The sequence below is a fragment of the Pseudodesulfovibrio piezophilus C1TLV30 genome (genome assembly GCF_000341895.1).
In the GTDB taxonomy this organism is placed as follows: domain Bacteria; phylum Desulfobacterota; class Desulfovibrionia; order Desulfovibrionales; family Desulfovibrionaceae; genus Pseudodesulfovibrio; species Pseudodesulfovibrio piezophilus.
In genome coordinates this window covers 676,135-692,421 of record NC_020409.1, presented here as the reverse complement: position 1 = coordinate 692,421, position 16,287 = coordinate 676,135, and the positions used below count along the sequence as shown (strand labels likewise).

General features: G+C 47.1%; 14 protein-coding genes. 6 read left to right on the top strand and 8 right to left on the bottom strand.

The features are described from left to right. Positions 1–80: 80 nt before the first annotated feature. The 6 genes from BN4_RS03400 to BN4_RS03375 all read right to left on the bottom strand — a co-directional run bounded on the left by BN4_RS03400 (position 81) and on the right by BN4_RS03375 (position 5,183). Positions 81–359 carry a DUF2160 domain-containing protein gene (locus tag BN4_RS03400; RefSeq protein WP_041720120.1) on the bottom strand — a complete coding sequence of 93 codons (279 nt, stop codon included), beginning with the start codon at positions 357–359 and terminating at the stop codon, positions 81–83. A 14-nt stretch (positions 360–373) separates the two neighbouring features. Next, positions 374–1,177: a carbohydrate ABC transporter permease gene (locus BN4_RS03395; protein WP_015413952.1), complete on the bottom strand. Its 804-nt coding sequence runs from the start codon at positions 1,175–1,177 to the stop codon at positions 374–376. After that, positions 1,174–2,046: a carbohydrate ABC transporter permease gene (locus BN4_RS03390; RefSeq protein ID WP_015413951.1), complete on the bottom strand. Its 873-nt coding sequence runs from the start codon at positions 2,044–2,046 to the stop codon at positions 1,174–1,176. The genes BN4_RS03395 and BN4_RS03390 overlap by 4 nt, the downstream gene beginning before the upstream one ends. Before the next feature lie 12 nt (positions 2,047–2,058). Beyond that, a complete protein-coding gene (locus BN4_RS03385) occupies positions 2,059–3,144 on the bottom strand; it encodes an ABC transporter ATP-binding protein (RefSeq protein WP_015413950.1) in 1,086 nt (361 codons plus the stop codon). A gap of 12 nt (positions 3,145–3,156) precedes the next feature. Then, positions 3,157–4,236 carry an ABC transporter ATP-binding protein gene (locus BN4_RS03380; RefSeq protein WP_015413949.1) on the bottom strand — a complete coding sequence of 360 codons (1,080 nt, stop codon included), beginning with the start codon at positions 4,234–4,236 and terminating at the stop codon, positions 3,157–3,159. A gap of 128 nt (positions 4,237–4,364) precedes the next feature. Further along, positions 4,365–5,183 carry a DeoR/GlpR family transcriptional regulator gene (locus BN4_RS03375; RefSeq protein WP_015413948.1) on the bottom strand — a complete coding sequence of 273 codons (819 nt, stop codon included), beginning with the start codon at positions 5,181–5,183 and terminating at the stop codon, positions 4,365–4,367. 253 nt (positions 5,184–5,436) lie between these two features. Here BN4_RS03375 and glpA point away from each other — a divergent pair, with 253 nt between their 5' ends. The 6 genes from glpA to BN4_RS03340 all read left to right on the top strand — a co-directional run bounded on the left by glpA (position 5,437) and on the right by BN4_RS03340 (position 13,540). Continuing rightward, positions 5,437–7,020: an anaerobic glycerol-3-phosphate dehydrogenase subunit A gene (gene glpA, locus BN4_RS03365; RefSeq protein ID WP_015413947.1), complete on the top strand. Its 1,584-nt coding sequence runs from the start codon at positions 5,437–5,439 to the stop codon at positions 7,018–7,020. Beyond that, complete coding sequence (gene glpB / locus BN4_RS03360) at positions 7,017–8,282, top strand: glycerol-3-phosphate dehydrogenase subunit GlpB (protein ID WP_015413946.1); 1,266 nt, start codon at positions 7,017–7,019, stop codon at positions 8,280–8,282. Before glpA ends, glpB begins: the two co-directional genes overlap by 4 nt. A gap of 30 nt (positions 8,283–8,312) precedes the next feature. Then, a complete protein-coding gene (locus tag BN4_RS03355) occupies positions 8,313–9,917 on the top strand; it encodes a 4Fe-4S dicluster domain-containing protein (RefSeq protein ID WP_015413945.1) in 1,605 nt (534 codons plus the stop codon). A 9-nt stretch (positions 9,918–9,926) separates the two neighbouring features. Further along, a complete protein-coding gene (locus BN4_RS03350; protein ID WP_015413944.1) occupies positions 9,927–10,784 on the top strand; it encodes a CoB--CoM heterodisulfide reductase iron-sulfur subunit B family protein in 858 nt (285 codons plus the stop codon). Positions 10,785–10,854: 70 nt separating this feature from the next. Continuing rightward, on the top strand, positions 10,855–12,366 hold the full coding sequence (gene glpK, locus BN4_RS03345; protein ID WP_015413943.1) for a glycerol kinase GlpK: 1,512 nt from the start codon (positions 10,855–10,857) through the stop codon (positions 12,364–12,366). A 58-nt stretch (positions 12,367–12,424) separates the two neighbouring features. Next, on the top strand, positions 12,425–13,540 hold the full coding sequence (locus BN4_RS03340; protein WP_015413942.1) for an acyltransferase family protein: 1,116 nt from the start codon (positions 12,425–12,427) through the stop codon (positions 13,538–13,540). On the opposite strand, the gene BN4_RS03335 is transcribed toward BN4_RS03340, so the two are convergent. Further along, the gene (locus BN4_RS03335) at positions 13,541–14,686 is read right to left on the bottom strand and encodes an iron-containing alcohol dehydrogenase (protein WP_015413941.1); all 1,146 of its coding nucleotides are present in this window, start codon (positions 14,684–14,686) and stop codon (positions 13,541–13,543) included. A gap of 246 nt (positions 14,687–14,932) precedes the next feature. Beyond that, a complete protein-coding gene (locus BN4_RS03330) occupies positions 14,933–16,231 on the bottom strand; it encodes a (Fe-S)-binding protein (protein ID WP_041720118.1) in 1,299 nt (432 codons plus the stop codon). Positions 16,232–16,287: the final 56 nt, after the last annotated feature.

The following is a 16,287-nucleotide window of genomic DNA, read 5'->3' as shown; positions in this document are numbered from 1 at the left end:
ATGCTGGTTAAGAACAATACCTTACCTCTCGTACCACAAAACCGCTGTTTTCCTCGTGCCATATAGGAATTGCCTATGGACTACCCCCACCGCATCATGATCACGAGAAAACAAGCGGCTATTACCGTTGCGATCCATAGGGGGAAATCAGTCAATCCCACCCATGTCAAATGTATGTAAGCACTGCCAAGCAGTCCAATGAACAGGCGATCTCCTCGTGTGGTGGTCAATGGAAGAAAACCCCGGCGAGCGACACATGGGGAAGCTATTTCCCAGATGGTCATACCTATAAGCAACAGGATGATGAAGGTGAAGAAACCAGCAGTGACCGGTGTCCATGCCATCCATTCCAGATTCATATCTCAGCCTCCCGTTAGACTCTACCAAGGGCAAACCCCTTGGCGAGGTGATTGCGGACAAACCAGATGACAAGTGCACCAGGAACGATGGTCAGGATTCCGGCTGCTGCCAATAATCCCCAATCAAGACCAGTTGCGCTGACTGTCCGTGTCATGGTTGCGGCTATGGGCTTTGCCGCAGTGGTTGTGAGCGTCCGGGCGAGTAACAGTTCCACCCAACTGAACATGAAGCAAAAGAATGCAGTCACACCAATTCCTGCTCGGATGAGGGGAATGAAAACCCGGATGAAAAAGCGAGGGAAACTGTATCCGTCGATGAATGCGGTTTCGTCTATTTCGCGTGGAACACCAGACATGAATCCTTCAAGAATCCAGACTGCGAGAGGTACATTAAACAGGCAATGCGAAAGAGCGACGGCGAAGTGGGTGTCGATGAGATTGAATGTGGAATAGAGTTGGAAGAAGGGCAGCAGGAAGACAGCAGGCGGGGCCATTCTATTTGTCAGAAGCCAGAAGAAGACATGTTTGTCGCCTATGAATTTGTAGCGTGAAAACGCGTACGCGGCAGGTAAAGCGGACAGAAGAGAAATAACAGTGTTGATGGTTACATAAATGATCGAGTTGATATAGCCGGAATACCATGAAGAATCCGTAAAAATCTTCATATAGTTTTCAAGGGTCGGGTGACCTGGGAACAAGGCAAAGGTGTTCATTATGTCAGCATTTGTGCGCAATGACATGTTGAGCATCCAGTAGATGGGCAAAAAAAGCAGGATCAGATAGAATAACAGTCCTATGTGGCGTTTTTTGAATGTCATGATTTGTCCCCCGTACCAACTGCCTGCAATGCTTGATAGAAGAGCCAGCAGAAGAGTAGTATTATGAGAAAGTAAATGAGAGAGAATGCTGCAGCCGGACCGAGGTCGAATTGTCCGACCGCAATTTTGACCAGATAAATGGATAGGAATGTTGTTGCATTCCCCGGTCCCCCACCAGTGAGGACAAAAGGTTCGGCATAGATGAGAAAGCTGTCCATGAAACGAAGTAAAAGAGCAATAGTGAGTACTCCACGCATCTTTGGTAATTGGATAAAACGGAAGATTGCCCACGAGGAAGCTCCATCGATTTTGGCTGCCTGATAATATGCTTCGGGAATGGCTCGAAGTCCTGCATAGGCTAGTAGGGCAACAAGAGGTGTCCAATGCCAGACCTCCATGAGCATCAGTGTTATCCAGGCATCAACGGAACTTGCAGTATGATCGAAGGTAATTCCTGCGCTGTTGATGAGAGCGCCGAAAAGTCCGATGTCGGGTCGAGTGAATATTATCCATATAGTTCCGATTACATTCCAGGGAATGAGGAGCGGAAGGGCAAGGATGACGAGACAGGCTGATGAAGCCCATCCTTTCTTGGGCATCATCAGTGCGATAATGATCCCAAGGGGCATTTCAATGAGTAATACCAAACATGAGAAAGCGAGTTGTTTGAATAAAGCGTCATGAAGACGTTGGTCGAGAAGAACTTCTTTAAACCACTCTATGCCAACGAAAAGCCGTTGGCCTGGCCCGAAAATATCTTGAACGGAATAATTGACGACCGTCATGAGTGGTATAATTGCACTGAAAGCGACAATGACGAAGACGGGAAGGACGAGGAACCATGCTCTATTGTTTTCCCATTTATTCATGATTTCCTCTCTTTATTTGATCAGACGTTCGTCACAGTAGAGTTTTGTTTTTTCCGGCGGAAAGAAAAGACAGCAAGGACCTTTTGAAAGGATTCTGTTCTCATCAACACGAGCTTTGACCTGATTTTCACCGAATTGGGCTGTAATGATTTTGCAAAATCCCTGATCTTCAATGCTTATAATTTCAGCATGGATGCCGCCTTCGATAATGTTATCAAAGATTTCAACATACATGGGACGAACGCCTATTTTGATTTTGCCGCCTTTTTTCGTAGCCTTCTCGGCATAGGCAGGTAAGAGAGGGATGACGGTTTCTTCGAGTTGAGCTGAAGTACCATCGAGTGTACATTCAATAAAATTCATTCCTGGACTGCCGATGAAATACCCAACAAAGGTGTGCTCCGGGTTCTCAAATAATTCTTCAGGGGTACCCATCTGAACGATCTCACCCTCATACATGACGACTATCTGATCTGCGAAGGTCATTGCTTCTACCTGATCATGGGTGACATAGATCATGGTAAGCTTGAATTCTTTGTGTATCTCTTTGAGTTTGCGACGAAGATCCCATTTGAGATGTGGATCGATCACTGTCAGAGGTTCGTCGAATAGAATTGCGGCAACATCTTTTCTCACCAAGCCCCGGCCAAGCGATATTTTTTGTTTTGCATCAGCGGAAAGTCCCGCTGCCCTTTTATGAAGGTCTTGTGTCAAATCAAGCGCTTCTGCTATTTCCAGAACTCGATTGTTCACTTCTTCAGAGGGAACCTTTCTATTCTTCAACGGGAAGGCCAAATTTTCATATACGGTCATTGTGTCATACAAAACAGGGAATTGAAAAACTTGGGCAATGTTTCTTTGTTCCGGTTGCATGTATGAGACATCGACATCATCATAATGAATTGATCCATGTGATGGCTTGAGAAGGCCTGAGATGATATTGAGCATCGTTGTTTTACCACAACCGGAAGGGCCGAGCAGAGCGTATGCGCCACCGTCTTCCCATGTTGTGTGGATGCGTTTTAGAGCGAAATCATCTTCATTCGATGGATGAGAGTGGTAACTGTGCTTAATTTCATTGAGTTCGATGCGCGCCATGGTATCCCCTGCTTATGCATTGTCAGGCGAAGTCATAAGCTTGCCTGCTCCGTTGAAGACATAAAAGGATCCGGGGTTGATATATGCTTTGACCCGATTCCCCACTTTGACGGAGTGAATGCCGTTCTCCTGAACGACAAGAGAATCTTTCCCATAAGTAAAATGGATAAAGGTTTCGGAGCCGTTGATTTCGCTTAATCCGATCTCACCAGCAATGGAGGCACATTTGTCACTTGGACAGGTGAGATTCAGTTGGCTTGACCGGATACCAAAAGTATAACTTCCCGGAGGTAAGTCATTCATGGCAGGGGGAGCTTTGAAGCTAAGACTTTCTCCTATATTGACCTGACCTTGATGGATGTCACCATGCATGAAATTGATTGGTGGATCACTGAAAACTTCGGCAACCTGAGTGGTTGCTGGATTTTGATATACCTCAGCAGTAGGCCCAACTTGGAGCACTTTACCTTCATGCATGACGATGACATGTCCCCCGAGCATTAATGCTTCAGTCGGTTCTGTCGTGGTGTAGACCACCACAGAGTCACGTTGGATGAAAATTTTTTGTAGCTCATCACGTAATTCTTCTCGAAGTTTGTAATCTAAATTAACCAAAGGTTCGTCCAGTAAGAGAAGGTCGACATTTTTGACCAGTGCGCGAGCTATGGCTGTCCGTTGCTGTTGACCTCCTGATAATTCCGCAGGGAGTCGGCCCAGCATGCCGTCTATGTGAAGCATGCGGGCGGTATTCCGGACTCGGTTGTCTATTTCGCTCTTATCCAGACCATGAATTTTCAAGGGAGAGGCGATGTTTTCGTATATAGTCTGGGAAGGGTAGTTGATGAATTGCTGGTAGACCATAGCTACACTGCGTTTACGAACTGAGACACCAGTGACATCTTGACCGTCGGCCAGGACTCGACCGGTGCTTGGGCGATCAAGACCGGCCATGATTCTGAGTAAGGATGTTTTTCCAGCGAGTGTTCGACCAAGAATGACATATCGTGAACCCGATTCAAACTCGAGATCAATGTCTTTAAGGTGGACTTCTTGTCCTACTCTTTTGCTGACGCCGTGAAGTTGCAAGCCCATAATTGAGTCTCCCCGATGATCGGTTCTGGTCAAAATAGGAATATGTTTATCAGTATTCGACATATCATTGCTACAAAATGTTCGCAAGCGAATATGCCATATACCTTGCTTCTCGGCTTAAAAAAAGACTACAGGCTTCTCTCACCTGTCCCGACATGCAGATCTATGTCGTGATGCCGCATGACCTCCATCAATTCGAGCGGAGGATGTTTGTCTGTAAACATGGCATCAACTTCCTGGATATTGCCAAGACGAACCATGGCATTTCTGCCAAATTTCGTATGGTCGGTCACAAGGAATACTTTTCGTGAGTTTTCAATGATGGATCTTGCTGCAGTAACCTCTCTGTAGTCGAAGTCCAAGAGAGTGCCGTCCATATCGACTCCGCTGATGCCGATGATGCCATAGTCCACCTTGAACTGGCGTATAAAATCAATTGCAGCCTCTCCGACTATACCGCAGTCTTTGGGGCGAACCAGTCCTCCGGTTACTATGACTTCAATATCACTGTTACCACTTAATGTTTTTGCCACATTGAGGTTGTTGGTAATAACTCTGAGCCATTTATGGTGTATCAGTGCCTTAGCAACTTCTTCGGTAGTGGTTCCCATATTAATGAAGAGGGATGACCGTGAGGGAATGTGCTTTGCCACGAGCTGTGCAATGATTTGTTTTTCTCTGAGGCAGAGAACCTTGCGATCCGTGTAATCCACGTTCTCGGTACTGTATATGGGACCTGCCCCACCATGATGACGTTGGAGAAGTCCTCGTTTACTCAGGGTATTGATATCTCGTCTGATGGTTTGCGGCGTGACGGAGAAGTGGCCTGCCAAGGTCCCTATGGCAATAAAACCCTGTTCCCTGACAAGCTCTATTATCTGGTTGTGTCGGGTGCGAACTGAGGCATGCTTTCCCCTGTGCTCCTGCTTCTTGTCCATATATGACATGGAGATTTTTATCCTTGAGAAGGTTCGTTATTGAAAATAAAAAGGCAGTGATTTCTGATCGAAAGTGAAAAAAATAATGACGCAAAGTTTGAATTTGAGTAACATTTGGATATTCTCTTCATTGGAATATACAAAAAAGTCTTTTTTAGAATATAGCATTTCAATTTTTTTGCTACAAGAGAAAAGAAAAGTTTGCCATAAGGCAAAGCTCTTCCGAGCATGATTGTATGCTGGTATCATTGGAATTAATATTATGAAGATTTTGCAGACCACGGTTCTTATTTTGGGTGGCGGAGCCACTGGAACAGGTTTGGCTAGGGACCTGGCTCTGAGGGGTGTGCAGTGCCTTCTCGCGGAACGTCGGGATATTAATTCCGGTGCTTCCGGCGGCAATCATGGCCTTTTGCATAGTGGAGCGCGCTATGTCGCATCCGACATGGAAGCGGCTGTTGAGTGTGCAGAAGAAGGGGCTATAATGAGGAGACTGGCACCTCAGTGTGTGGAGGAGACCGGAGGGTTGTTTGTCGCGGTACAAGGGGATGATGAAAATTATATAGCTGACTTCCAGGGTATGTGTGATCGAAGTTCCGTCTCGGTTCGCGAAATGGATTTGGCAGAGGCTCAAGCTCTTGAACCTGTTTTGTCCGAACATCTGATCGCGGCATATGAAGTGGAAGACGGTGCGATCGATCCTTTCATGCTCTCTCTCGACAACCTTTCTCAGGCTCAGGAGTTGGGGGCACGGTTTCTTCGAAAGGCTCAGCTTATCAGTTTTATGATTGAGAACGGTCATATTCAACGCTCACGATTCCTTAATGAAGCCACAGGCGAGTTGTTTGAAGTTGAAGCATCGGTGGTCGTCAACGCCACCGGAGCTTGGGCAGGAATTGTCGCTGCGCTTGCAGGAGCCGATATCCATATATTGTATTCATCAGGGAGTCTGCTGGTGACACAGGACAGGCTTGCCACAAGGGTTATTAACCGTCTGCGACAGGCAGCTGATTCCGATATCCTTGTGCCGGGAGGGACTGTGTCCATTTTGGGGACGACTTCGATCACTGTGGAGAATCCTGACTTGTGTCGCCCTACGGTTCAGGAGGCTGATGCTATCATCGATGATGCTCGGGCCATGATCCCCATGCTGGAAACAACTCGCTATATTCGTGCATATGCAGGTGTTCGTCCTCTGGTTCTTTCAAGTGAGCATGGTGATGCTCGAAGTGTCAGTAGGGGGTTTTCGCTCATAGATCATAGCCGTGACAACGTGGAAAATTTCGTGACTATTACGGGGGGAAAATTGACCACGTATCGCCTGATGGCAGAGCAAACTGCCGATATGGTGTGTGCTAAACTTGGTGTGGATGTCCCTTGTCAAACCCGTTTTGAACCATTGCCTCCTTCCACCATGGGGCGTTGGACAGAGGCTGGATTTGCGCCAAAATCGTGGATTGGCAATCGTAATGAGGATGATCTTATCATGTGCGAATGTGAAATGGTGGCAAAGAGTGCAATAGATACCATTGTCGAGAATATGGGCGCGATGCACGGCGAATCCATGATGCAGAGTGTGGGAGTTCGGAGCCGGGTTGGCAAAGGTCCATGTCAGGGAGGGTTTTGTGGTCTTCGAGTCACAGGGCATCTTTATGACCAGGGACTGCTGCATGGACAATGTGGGTTAGATGAATTGCGGCAGTTTGTGGATAGGCGATGGCGTGGCTTTCGACCAGTGCTCTGGGGACTCGGAGCCATTCAGGGCGATTTGCAGGAGGCTTTGTATTGTGGGGCATTGGATTTGGAGCTGGATCAGACCACGGCCCAATGCGGAGAGGATGAATGACACAGGAGCATCAAATATATGATGTGATGGTCATAGGAAGCGGTTTTGCCGGGATGGCTGCCGCTCTTTTTGCTTCGAATAGGGGGCTGAGCGTTGTTCAAGCTGGCTCGACCGGTGGCATTGATTTCAGCACCGGGTTCATCGATTTGATGGGAGTCCATCCCATCGAAGAGGGAAGACGATGGAAGAATCCCTGGAAAGCGATTAAAGCTGTGGTTCATGATCGGCCCGACCATCCGTACGCTTTGCTCTCTGATGCTGAGATTCGCAACGGTATTGATGAGTTTACTGATTTTTTAAATGAAATGGGTTTGGATTATGTAGGGGCTAATGATCATAATATCTGCGCCCTAACTCCCGCCGGAACCGTGAAAAGAACGTACCGTGTGCCGGGCTCAGCCTGGAAGGGAACAGAGGCTCTGACAAAAAGATCTGCGACATTGATAGTTGATTTTCATGGGCTCAAAGGATTTAGCGGAACTCAATTAGTTGAGTCCCATATCCATGATTGGCCAGCTCTCAGAACTGTGCGGCTTGATTTTCCCGGGAGTCGGGGAGAACTTTATCCGGAACACATGGCCTGGGCTTTGGCTGATCCAGTGAATCGAGTCAAGCTTGCCGAATCAGTTGTTCCTCACATCCATTCAGCAGAGTATATAGGGTTTCCAGCGGTTTTGGGCCTGAATGATCCTCGTATGGTCATCCGTCATCTTGAAGACATGACAGGAAAGCAGATTTTTGAAATCCCAACTCTCCCTCCCTCCATTGCCGGGCCTCGCCTTCGGGCAGTTTTTGATCGAAGTCTTCCCCATCGCGGAGTCCGTACCTTGTCGCAAAAGATGGTTGAAAAAGTGCAGGTTCGAGAAGATGGAACTTTTCTACTCGAAGCAGGCAAAGGAGCGGCCATCGTGACCGTGGCGGCTAAAAATGTTATTCTGGCGACAGGGCGATTCTTTGGAAAAGGGCTCAAGGCTCAAAGGCATAATGTGATAGAGGCTGTTTTTGGTGTTCCTGTTATTCAGCCTGAAAATAGAAATAATTGGCATGGCGATACCTTTTTTACAGCCAAAGGCCATCCGCTTAATATGGCTGGGGTCGAGGTTGATATACACCTACGTCCTCTTTCCGGTGGAAGAGTTCTTTATGAAAATTTGTACGCCGCAGGGACCATTCTCGCACATCATGATTGGATGCGCATGAAATGTGGTGCCGGGCTTGCCATATCAACAGCATATAAAGCTGTTCAAGAGTTGCAATTGTAGACGACCGTTCTATTGGCAAAGAGGGGAGGCATGACGTTTTTCAATCTGGGATTGATTTTGGCGTTGACTATCTGTGCTGTAGGCTTGGTCTTCCGTTTCGTGCAATGGGGGTGTGTCAAGCGTGTTTTTGAGGATGCTAAATGCCTGGAGCAACCTCCCATACCGCTAAACTGGCTTGGCGTAATCGGGAAAGGGGTACAAGACATCCTTATGCTTTCCCGCACGTTGCGTGGAAGCGGCGTTCGTTGGCTTGCTCATTGTCTTGTTTTTTTTGGTTTTATGGGATTGCTTTTCTTTCACGCTCTTGACGATTTGGTCACTGCCCGGTTTTTCCCAGCGTACGAGTCTCCTCTTGATCCATGGCAATTGTTGCGGAATCTTTTTGGGCTGATAACCTTGGTCGGACTTGGGCTTATGATTCTACGTCGGGTAATATTCCCCCGCTTGAGAAGTTTGAGCCGTACTCAGGATTGGACTCTCCTCTTCGTTGTTGGAGGAATAATTCTTTCAGGTTTTTTACTAGAGACATCAAAGGTCATTTCTCCCGCCGTCTTTGATAGGATGACGAATGAATATTTTATCGCAGAGGAGGGCAGTGATTTAACGGCGCTGAAAGCATTTTGGAGCAAGGAAAATGGTGTCGTTTTTTCCATTCCCCTTCCGCTAGGGGATGATATGGTGAGCAAAGGAGCGCAGTTGTCCGAGGAAAACTGTTCCACCTGTCATTCTCCGACCGAGTCGGCTTTTGTTTCTCGTTACATGGCATCTGTTTTGGGACCACTTGCTCAGGCATTAAACAGAAGTCGAGCGGATCAGGTCTTTTGGTACTGTCATATTATCTTTTGTTTTGTCGGTCTTGCGGCGCTTCCATTCGGAAAATTTCTGCATCCTCTCTCTGTTCCCATCAATCTTCTTTTTAGGCACGGGCGTCGAGACGGTAATACCGAGACAAATTTTATTGCTCAAGGGGTGGGCATGGATGCGTGTACTCGTTGCGGAATATGTAGTTTGCATTGCAGTGTCGCTCCCATTTTTACCGTGTTGGGCACTCCAGATATTTTACCATCTGAAAAACTGGTCTCTTTAAAACGATTTGTTCAGGGAAAGAGGTTTTCCTGGCAGGAAATGAATCATTTTTCCGAAGGGAGCAGGATCTGTACGGAATGTCTACGATGTACGGATATTTGTCCGTCTGGCATCAACCTTCAGAATCTTTGGCTGGCATCCAAGCCACTTGTTTCCGAACAATTCCCTGACTCCAACCGTGCAATACGTCAAATGCGTAGTGAGGAACGAATCGCAGTCTATGCGGATTCGAGTGCTCCTTCTTCGTTATCGGGACTTGCGGATAACGCCGAATCCTTTTGGGACTGTGTACAGTGTACTACCTGTACCAGCGTGTGTCCGGTCGTGGCGGTGAGTGAAGATCCTTCGCGAGATTTGGATATGACTCCACAGCAGATAATGAATTTGTTGCGCATGGGATTGAAGGATCAGGCTCTGGGGGTGCGGATGGTTTGGAGCTGCACCACGTGCTATAAATGTCAGGAACATTGTCCTCAGAATATCAAAGTTGCTGATGTGTTGTATGAACTGCGAAATATCGTTGCAGCTCGCAAGCGAGAAAGAAGCTGAGGAGAGAGTGTGAAGTTTGCTTATTTTCCCGGGTGCAAGATTGCCCATCATCTTCCTTGGTACGGATCTTCTCTGGAAGCTGTTTGTGCTGCTGTGGGCATTGAGTTGGTCAAGTTGGAGTTCTCCTGTTGCGGTTGGCCTGTTCGGCATGAGAGTGAAGTGGCGTCTCTTTACTCGGCTGTTCGCAATTTCATTATTGCGCACCGGGCGGGACTTCCTATTCTTACCCCTTGCAAGTGTTGTTTTGGCAATCTCAAATATGCTCAGTCCCGGATGCAGGAGGATGTTGAGCAGAGAACACGAGTGCTTCAGATACTCCATCGGGAGGGGCTTGTTTTTCCCGAAGCGGTACCAGTTTTCCACCTTCTGAATGTGTTGGAGAGCCATGTGGGATTCCAAGTCCTGACCGGAATGACGAAAACCCCTCTGTCAGGAGTGCGGGTGGCCTGTCATTATGGGTGTCATGCCTTGCGTCCCGGTATTGTCACCGGGTTTGATGACCCTTTGGCTCCAACTCTTTTTGAACGTCTCGTTGAGTCGATTGGTGCTGAAAGTGTTAAATGGGACCTTCGTCTGGAGTGTTGTGGGCATCCACTTCGAGGGCGGGATGACAAAATTTCGGACGCTCTCATGCGGAAGAAGTTGGAAGATGCCGCCTCTGCGGGAGCGGATGTACTTGCAACTGCGTGCACCTATTGTCAATTGCAGTTTGATCGTAGCCGCGCAAAACTTCCGGTCAATGCCTCTTTGCGTTTAGCTCCTCCTGCTGTTTTGGTAACACAGTTAATTGGAACAGCTTTGGGATTGGATGAGACCGTTTTAGGGGTGAAGGAAAACAGTATCCCGTGGAGGCGGCCTGTGTTGTAGTGAAAAATTTTACGATAAGGGTACACGACTCTTATGGTAGCTATTCGATAGGGTAAGGAAGGAGTCTGTCATGGTAAAGTATATTGGAGCAGTGGATTCGGGGACAACTAGTAGTCGTTTTATTATTTTTGATGAAAAAGGGCGTATTGTCGGTCTTGATCAAAAAGAGCACAGGCAGATTTATCCAGGGCCGGGATGGGTGGAGCATGATCCCATGGAAATCTGGAATAATACTCAAGAAGTGATTCGAGGGGCACTCACTAAATCCGGGATCAAAGGGAAGGAACTGGCAGCCATAGGTATTACGAATCAGCGGGAAACAACTGTTGTTTGGGATCGTTATACAGGAAAACCTTTTTATAATGCCATTGTTTGGCAATGCACCCGAACTCACGACATTTGCAAGGACCTGACAGCCGAAGGTGGCCAGGATTGGTTTCGGTCCAAGACAGGGCTTCCCATCGCAACATATTTTTCCGGGCCAAAGATAAAATGGATTCTGGAGAATGTCCCGGAAGCAAAGTCTGCGGCAGACCGGGGTGAAGCCATGTTTGGCACTATTGAAACATGGATTATCTGGTGGCTGACTGGGGGGCCACGGGGGGGAGCGCATGTCACGGATGTCACGAATGCCAGCAGGACCATGCTCATGGATTTGGAGACATTGCAATGGGATGAAGAGATTCTTGGTATACTGGGAATCCCTGCTTCCGGTTTGGCTCGGATCGTGCCTTCGTCAGATGAAGGGACATGGGGACCAACTTCGGAGAGCGGCCCTCTTCGTGCTCGAATTCCTGTTTGTGGTGCTGTTGGAGATCAGCAGGCAGCCTTGGTCGGGCAAACGTGTTTTGCTCCGGGGCAGGCCAAAAATACATACGGGACCGGGTGTTTCCTCTTGATGCATACCGGTCACGAGCCAATTCAGTCTCAACATGGGTTGATTACAACTCTGGCGTACCAGTTTAGCGGGCGTAAACCGTCATACTGTCTTGAAGGTTCCATTGCCATTGCCGGTGCTTTGGTACAGTGGCTAAGAGATAATCTCAAAATGTTTCAATCCGCCCCGGAAATAGAGGCCATGGCTAGCAAGGTTGAAGATACCGGTGGCATGTATATTGTCCCGGCTTTTTCCGGGTTGTATGCTCCATACTGGCGACCGGATGCTCGTGGTGTCATGGTGGGGCTGACACGATATATTAACAGGAACCATATTGCACGTGCTGTCCTTGAAGCCACAGCCTATCAGACAAAGGATATCGTTGAGGCAATGAATAAGGATTCGGGGGTAGTTCTTGAAACTCTCAAAGCTGATGGGGGCATGGTTTACAATGAGCTTCTCATGCAGTTTCAGTCTGACATCCTTAATGTTCCGGTTGTTAGACCCAAGGTTGCCGAAACAACCTGCCTTGGGGCGGCATATGCGGCTGGGATCGCGGTCGGCTTTTGGTCAGGGCGTGAAGAATTGTATAATAATTGGGAAGAGGACAAAACTTGGCAGCCGGATATGAATGAAGAAAGACGAAGTTCTGGATATAGAGGATGGGGTAAAGCTGTAAAGAGAACGCTTGATTGGGTTGAGTGACTGTGGCTGTTTTAAATTCTTTGGATGATCAAAGGAATTTTTCCCTCAAGGATTGATTATGCAGTTTCATACCACTTCATCCCGGCGTATTCCGGTGCTGGACGTTGCCCGCTTTATTGGCATAACACTTGTCTACTATGGTCATATTATTGAGCGGATTATGTACTTAAATAATCCGATTGCCAGCTCTCAATACAAATTCATTTATTCATTTCATATGCCATTCTTTTATATCTTGGCAGGTGTTACTCTTGCTCCTGAAAAGATATTGTTGCCGGTAAAAAAATATTTGAAGAGATTGGGTGCTTCCCGATTGGTTCCATATTGTTTTTTTTCTCTTCTTATGGCTTTGGCAAGTTTTGTTATTCCAGGAGATTTCCCACTCACAGATCTGTCTTCATTTTTTGGTTATCTGGCGGCTTTTATTTCGACTTTGCGAGGATTTCCTCTCTTCAATGTCCCTCTTTGGTTTCTTGCTTCTCTAGTAACAGTGGAAATCCTGCATTATTGTATAGGGCGGTTTTTGAATTCCACACCACGACTTCTTTTGGCTGTAGTGGTTTTCTATCTTACAGGATATTTTATCACATTGTCTTTCCGATTCTTTCCGGAATATAATTTCTGGGTTCTTCATGAATTACCGGTTGTGTATTCTTTTTACCTGGTTGGTGTCATTATTCGGCGAGAATCTGTTTTGCTGGGAACTCGGCCACGTTGGAAGCTCCTGGCAATGTGTGTGCTATGTCTGCTGGGAATTATTTTCACATATGACGAAAATACCGGCCCCTTCAGAGTGTTTGATGCTGTAGTCATCCTTGCATCCGGCCATGGTCATATTTTCCTTTTTCCACTGACAGCTCTCATGGGAAGTTTCATGGTTTTTCTTTTGGCAAAGAGTTTTGGAGCAAACTCTTTCTTCATGTTCATGGGAGAGAATGCTTTGATTCTTTTCTGTCTTAACGGCGTTTTTTATCATTTTCTGAATGGGCCATACGCCGCATGGGTCCATACTACTCTTCCTGCCCATTGGTTCTTTGTGACCACCGCTGGAATAGGGTTTACGGTTGTGAGCCTTGTCTCTTGTATTCCTTGTATTTTTCTGCTGAATAAGTACGTTCCACAACTTGTGGGCAAACCCACCCGACGAGGACCTCTGCTTTCGTCATTTCTTTGATCAGGCTGCACTCTCAAGAATTTTAATCAATTCTTCATGGGTTAATTCTATCGGATTCCCTTTCATACTGCTGGTTTGGGCGGCTTTTTGAGCCAATTTGTCAAAGTCTTTTGATGGTACACCCAAGCCTGCCAGTGAAGGGATTCCCAACTCGGAACATAAATTTTGAATCCAGTCAGCGCCATCTTCTGCCTCATTGGTAACGTCACCAGTAAGCATGACCGCTATTTCAGTATACCTGAACAAAGTGGATGATTCCGGTGTTCGCAGACGAAGAGCTTGGATATTTGCACGTATGACATGAGGCAGGAGGCTGGCACAGATCATCCCGTGGGGAGCTTTGAATTCTCCTCCCATAGGGGCGGCGAATCCGTGCACGGCTCCAAGCTTTGCATTGGCAAGAGCGATCCCGGAAAACAGACTTGCGATGCACATATCCTCACGGGCGGCTATGTTTTTTCCGTCTTCACATGCCGCATGGAGGGAGGTGGCGGCGCGCATTATGCCTTCTCTACACAGAGCGTCTGTAATGGGATTCGATTTGTTGGAAACATAGGCTTCAATCAGTTGGGTTAAGGCATCCATTCCGGTTGACGCTGTAACTGAGTGGGGCATTGAGAGTGTCAATTCCGGGTCAATGACTGATATGTTCGGAATCATTTCAGATGAGCGAAGACTGACCTTGACGCCATGCTTGTTTGAGAGAAGAACACCATTGGCTGTAACTTCCGAACCAGTACCGGCTGTTGTGGGAACTGCGATCATAGGAAGAGGTGGATTCGTCAGTGGCGTGCCTCTTCCAACGACTTCAAGATACTCAAATATATCTTTTTTATTCGTAGCCAGTGCCGACAGGACTTTGCCCGTGTCAAGAACACTCCCCCCGCCTAAAGCAACGACCACATCACAGTTGCCATCACGTACCGCAGCCACGGCTTTGACCATGCTGTCAGTATCCGGTTCTGTTGCCATTTGAATGATCAATGGAGGCTCGTTGAATGCATCGCGAAGCCATGCAGTCCTGTTCGGATTACTTCCAATAACCAGGCATGGTCGTTCTCCGAATTGGGCTGCAAGAGCTGGTATTTGCTGGGAGGCTCCTTGTTTGAAAATGATTCTATGGGCTGTGCTGAATTCGAAATTCATGATTGTACCTTGATAAGTCTGTCTGAAAGTGGGGAGTTCTTTTCATTAGGGGAACTCGCAAATTGTTTACGCAACGAAAGTTTAAATGAGCGTAAAAAATATTCTGAATCTGCAAAGAATGAGCATGTTTTCCAAAGTTGTGATTCTGTATATTCCCTTCCATCCTTTACAATTGTTTTGCCAAAGCAGCAACAGAAAAGCCCGGAAAAACCGGGCCTTATAAAAAGAATACAAGGGGGGTATCATTTAAGATTCAAGAGAAATATCAAGCGCTTTCCATTGGGTCACTGCTTGCTTTTCACCTTGCGAGATCTCTTCTTGGGACCACGGTTCAATAATCAGTGCTTCGGCAACCAACTGCCATATATATTTGACTTCAAATTCACATCCCTCAAAATACCTGGGTATACGTTTCATGATTTGATCGCGACAGTTGGAACACCCCACGACAACGACATCTGCTCCACTTTCTTTAATCTGGCGACGTTTGTATCGGGCATGCCATGCTGACTGCGCCTCAAAGGGCATGGGCCAGAGACCTCCACCAGCTCCACAACAATAATTCTTTTCACGATTGGGAGTCAGCTCTACGAAATTATCCACACATTGGTTGAGAATCCACCGAGGCTCATCAAAATAGCCTTTGCCATAGGTCCTGGCCAACTCACGACCATGTTTGCACGAGTCATGATATGTAAATTTTTTGCCACTATGGACCGATTTATCCAGTTTGATACGGCCAGTCTTAAGTATTTCGATGAGATAGTCATACAGGTACAAGAAGCCCACTTCATTCGCTGGGTCCAGTGTATTCAGTTTGGACATTCCTTTCCGGCAGCCGTAGGACCCGCCACCACAATCGGGCATAATCATCTTTTTGATGGAATGATCCTTCATGTAGGCTATTTTTCGTCTGGCAAGCTCCTCATTTGCTTTATCGTTCCCTGTGAAAAGAGCCCAATCAACCGCTTCCCAATTGTTTCCAGGAACCGTCCAGTTTTCCTTGGCTGCGTAAAATATTTTCCACCACCAGAATTGATCCTCAAAATCCCCATAGACTTCTTTGGAGTTGGGGAAGAAAAGTATTTCGGCATTGTCTTTGTCAACAGGAACATAGAAGCCGGGACATTCTTTTGCCAAATCGTGGCCAAGTTCAGCCATGCCTTCAAGGTAATCTTTGGGGGAAATAGCCAAATTGTTGCCGGTTTCGAGGTTGTTGATCATACCCTGATACAGTGTGCCGGGGATATCCTCCTTCGGCCGCAGACTCTTGAGGTGTGTCATGATCGAGGGTATATCAAGACCGCCAGGGCAGGTGCTGGTACACCGACCGCATCCGGTACAAAGCCAGGGGAACTTTGATGCAATGACCTCATCAATAAGACCATTTGCCAGCATACGCATGACTTTCCTCGTGTCCCAGCCTGCTAAATCAGGTGCTCCTGTAGTCGGGCAACCATTGGAACACGCTCCGCAGACGAGGCAATTGGAAAAATCGCAGGTATTCAGAAATTGGGTGTGCTGTGTTTCTTGTTTTTTCTTCATAGTGCCGGTGTCTCTCGTTTCTCAGTAACTAACCATTTGCCATCGATTGGCAAGTT

Coding starts and splice junctions, on each gene's coding strand:
- BN4_RS03400 (WP_041720120.1), bottom strand. CDS start 359: ATGAATCTGGAATGGATGGCATGGACACCGGTCACTGCTGGTTTCTTC.
- BN4_RS03395 (WP_015413952.1), bottom strand. CDS start 1,177: ATGACATTCAAAAAACGCCACATAGGACTGTTATTCTATCTGATCCTG.
- BN4_RS03390 (WP_015413951.1), bottom strand. CDS start 2,046: ATGAATAAATGGGAAAACAATAGAGCATGGTTCCTCGTCCTTCCCGTC.
- BN4_RS03385 (WP_015413950.1), bottom strand. CDS start 3,144: ATGGCGCGCATCGAACTCAATGAAATTAAGCACAGTTACCACTCTCAT.
- BN4_RS03380 (WP_015413949.1), bottom strand. CDS start 4,236: ATGGGCTTGCAACTTCACGGCGTCAGCAAAAGAGTAGGACAAGAAGTC.
- BN4_RS03375 (WP_015413948.1), bottom strand. CDS start 5,183: ATGTCATATATGGACAAGAAGCAGGAGCACAGGGGAAAGCATGCCTCA.
- glpA (WP_015413947.1), top strand. CDS start 5,437: ATGAAGATTTTGCAGACCACGGTTCTTATTTTGGGTGGCGGAGCCACT.
- glpB (WP_015413946.1), top strand. CDS start 7,017: ATGACACAGGAGCATCAAATATATGATGTGATGGTCATAGGAAGCGGT.
- BN4_RS03355 (WP_015413945.1), top strand. CDS start 8,313: ATGACGTTTTTCAATCTGGGATTGATTTTGGCGTTGACTATCTGTGCT.
- glpK (WP_015413943.1), top strand. CDS start 10,855: ATGGTAAAGTATATTGGAGCAGTGGATTCGGGGACAACTAGTAGTCGT.
- BN4_RS03340 (WP_015413942.1), top strand. CDS start 12,425: ATGCAGTTTCATACCACTTCATCCCGGCGTATTCCGGTGCTGGACGTT.
- BN4_RS03335 (WP_015413941.1), bottom strand. CDS start 14,686: ATGAATTTCGAATTCAGCACAGCCCATAGAATCATTTTCAAACAAGGA.
- BN4_RS03330 (WP_041720118.1), bottom strand. CDS start 16,231: ATGAAGAAAAAACAAGAAACACAGCACACCCAATTTCTGAATACCTGC.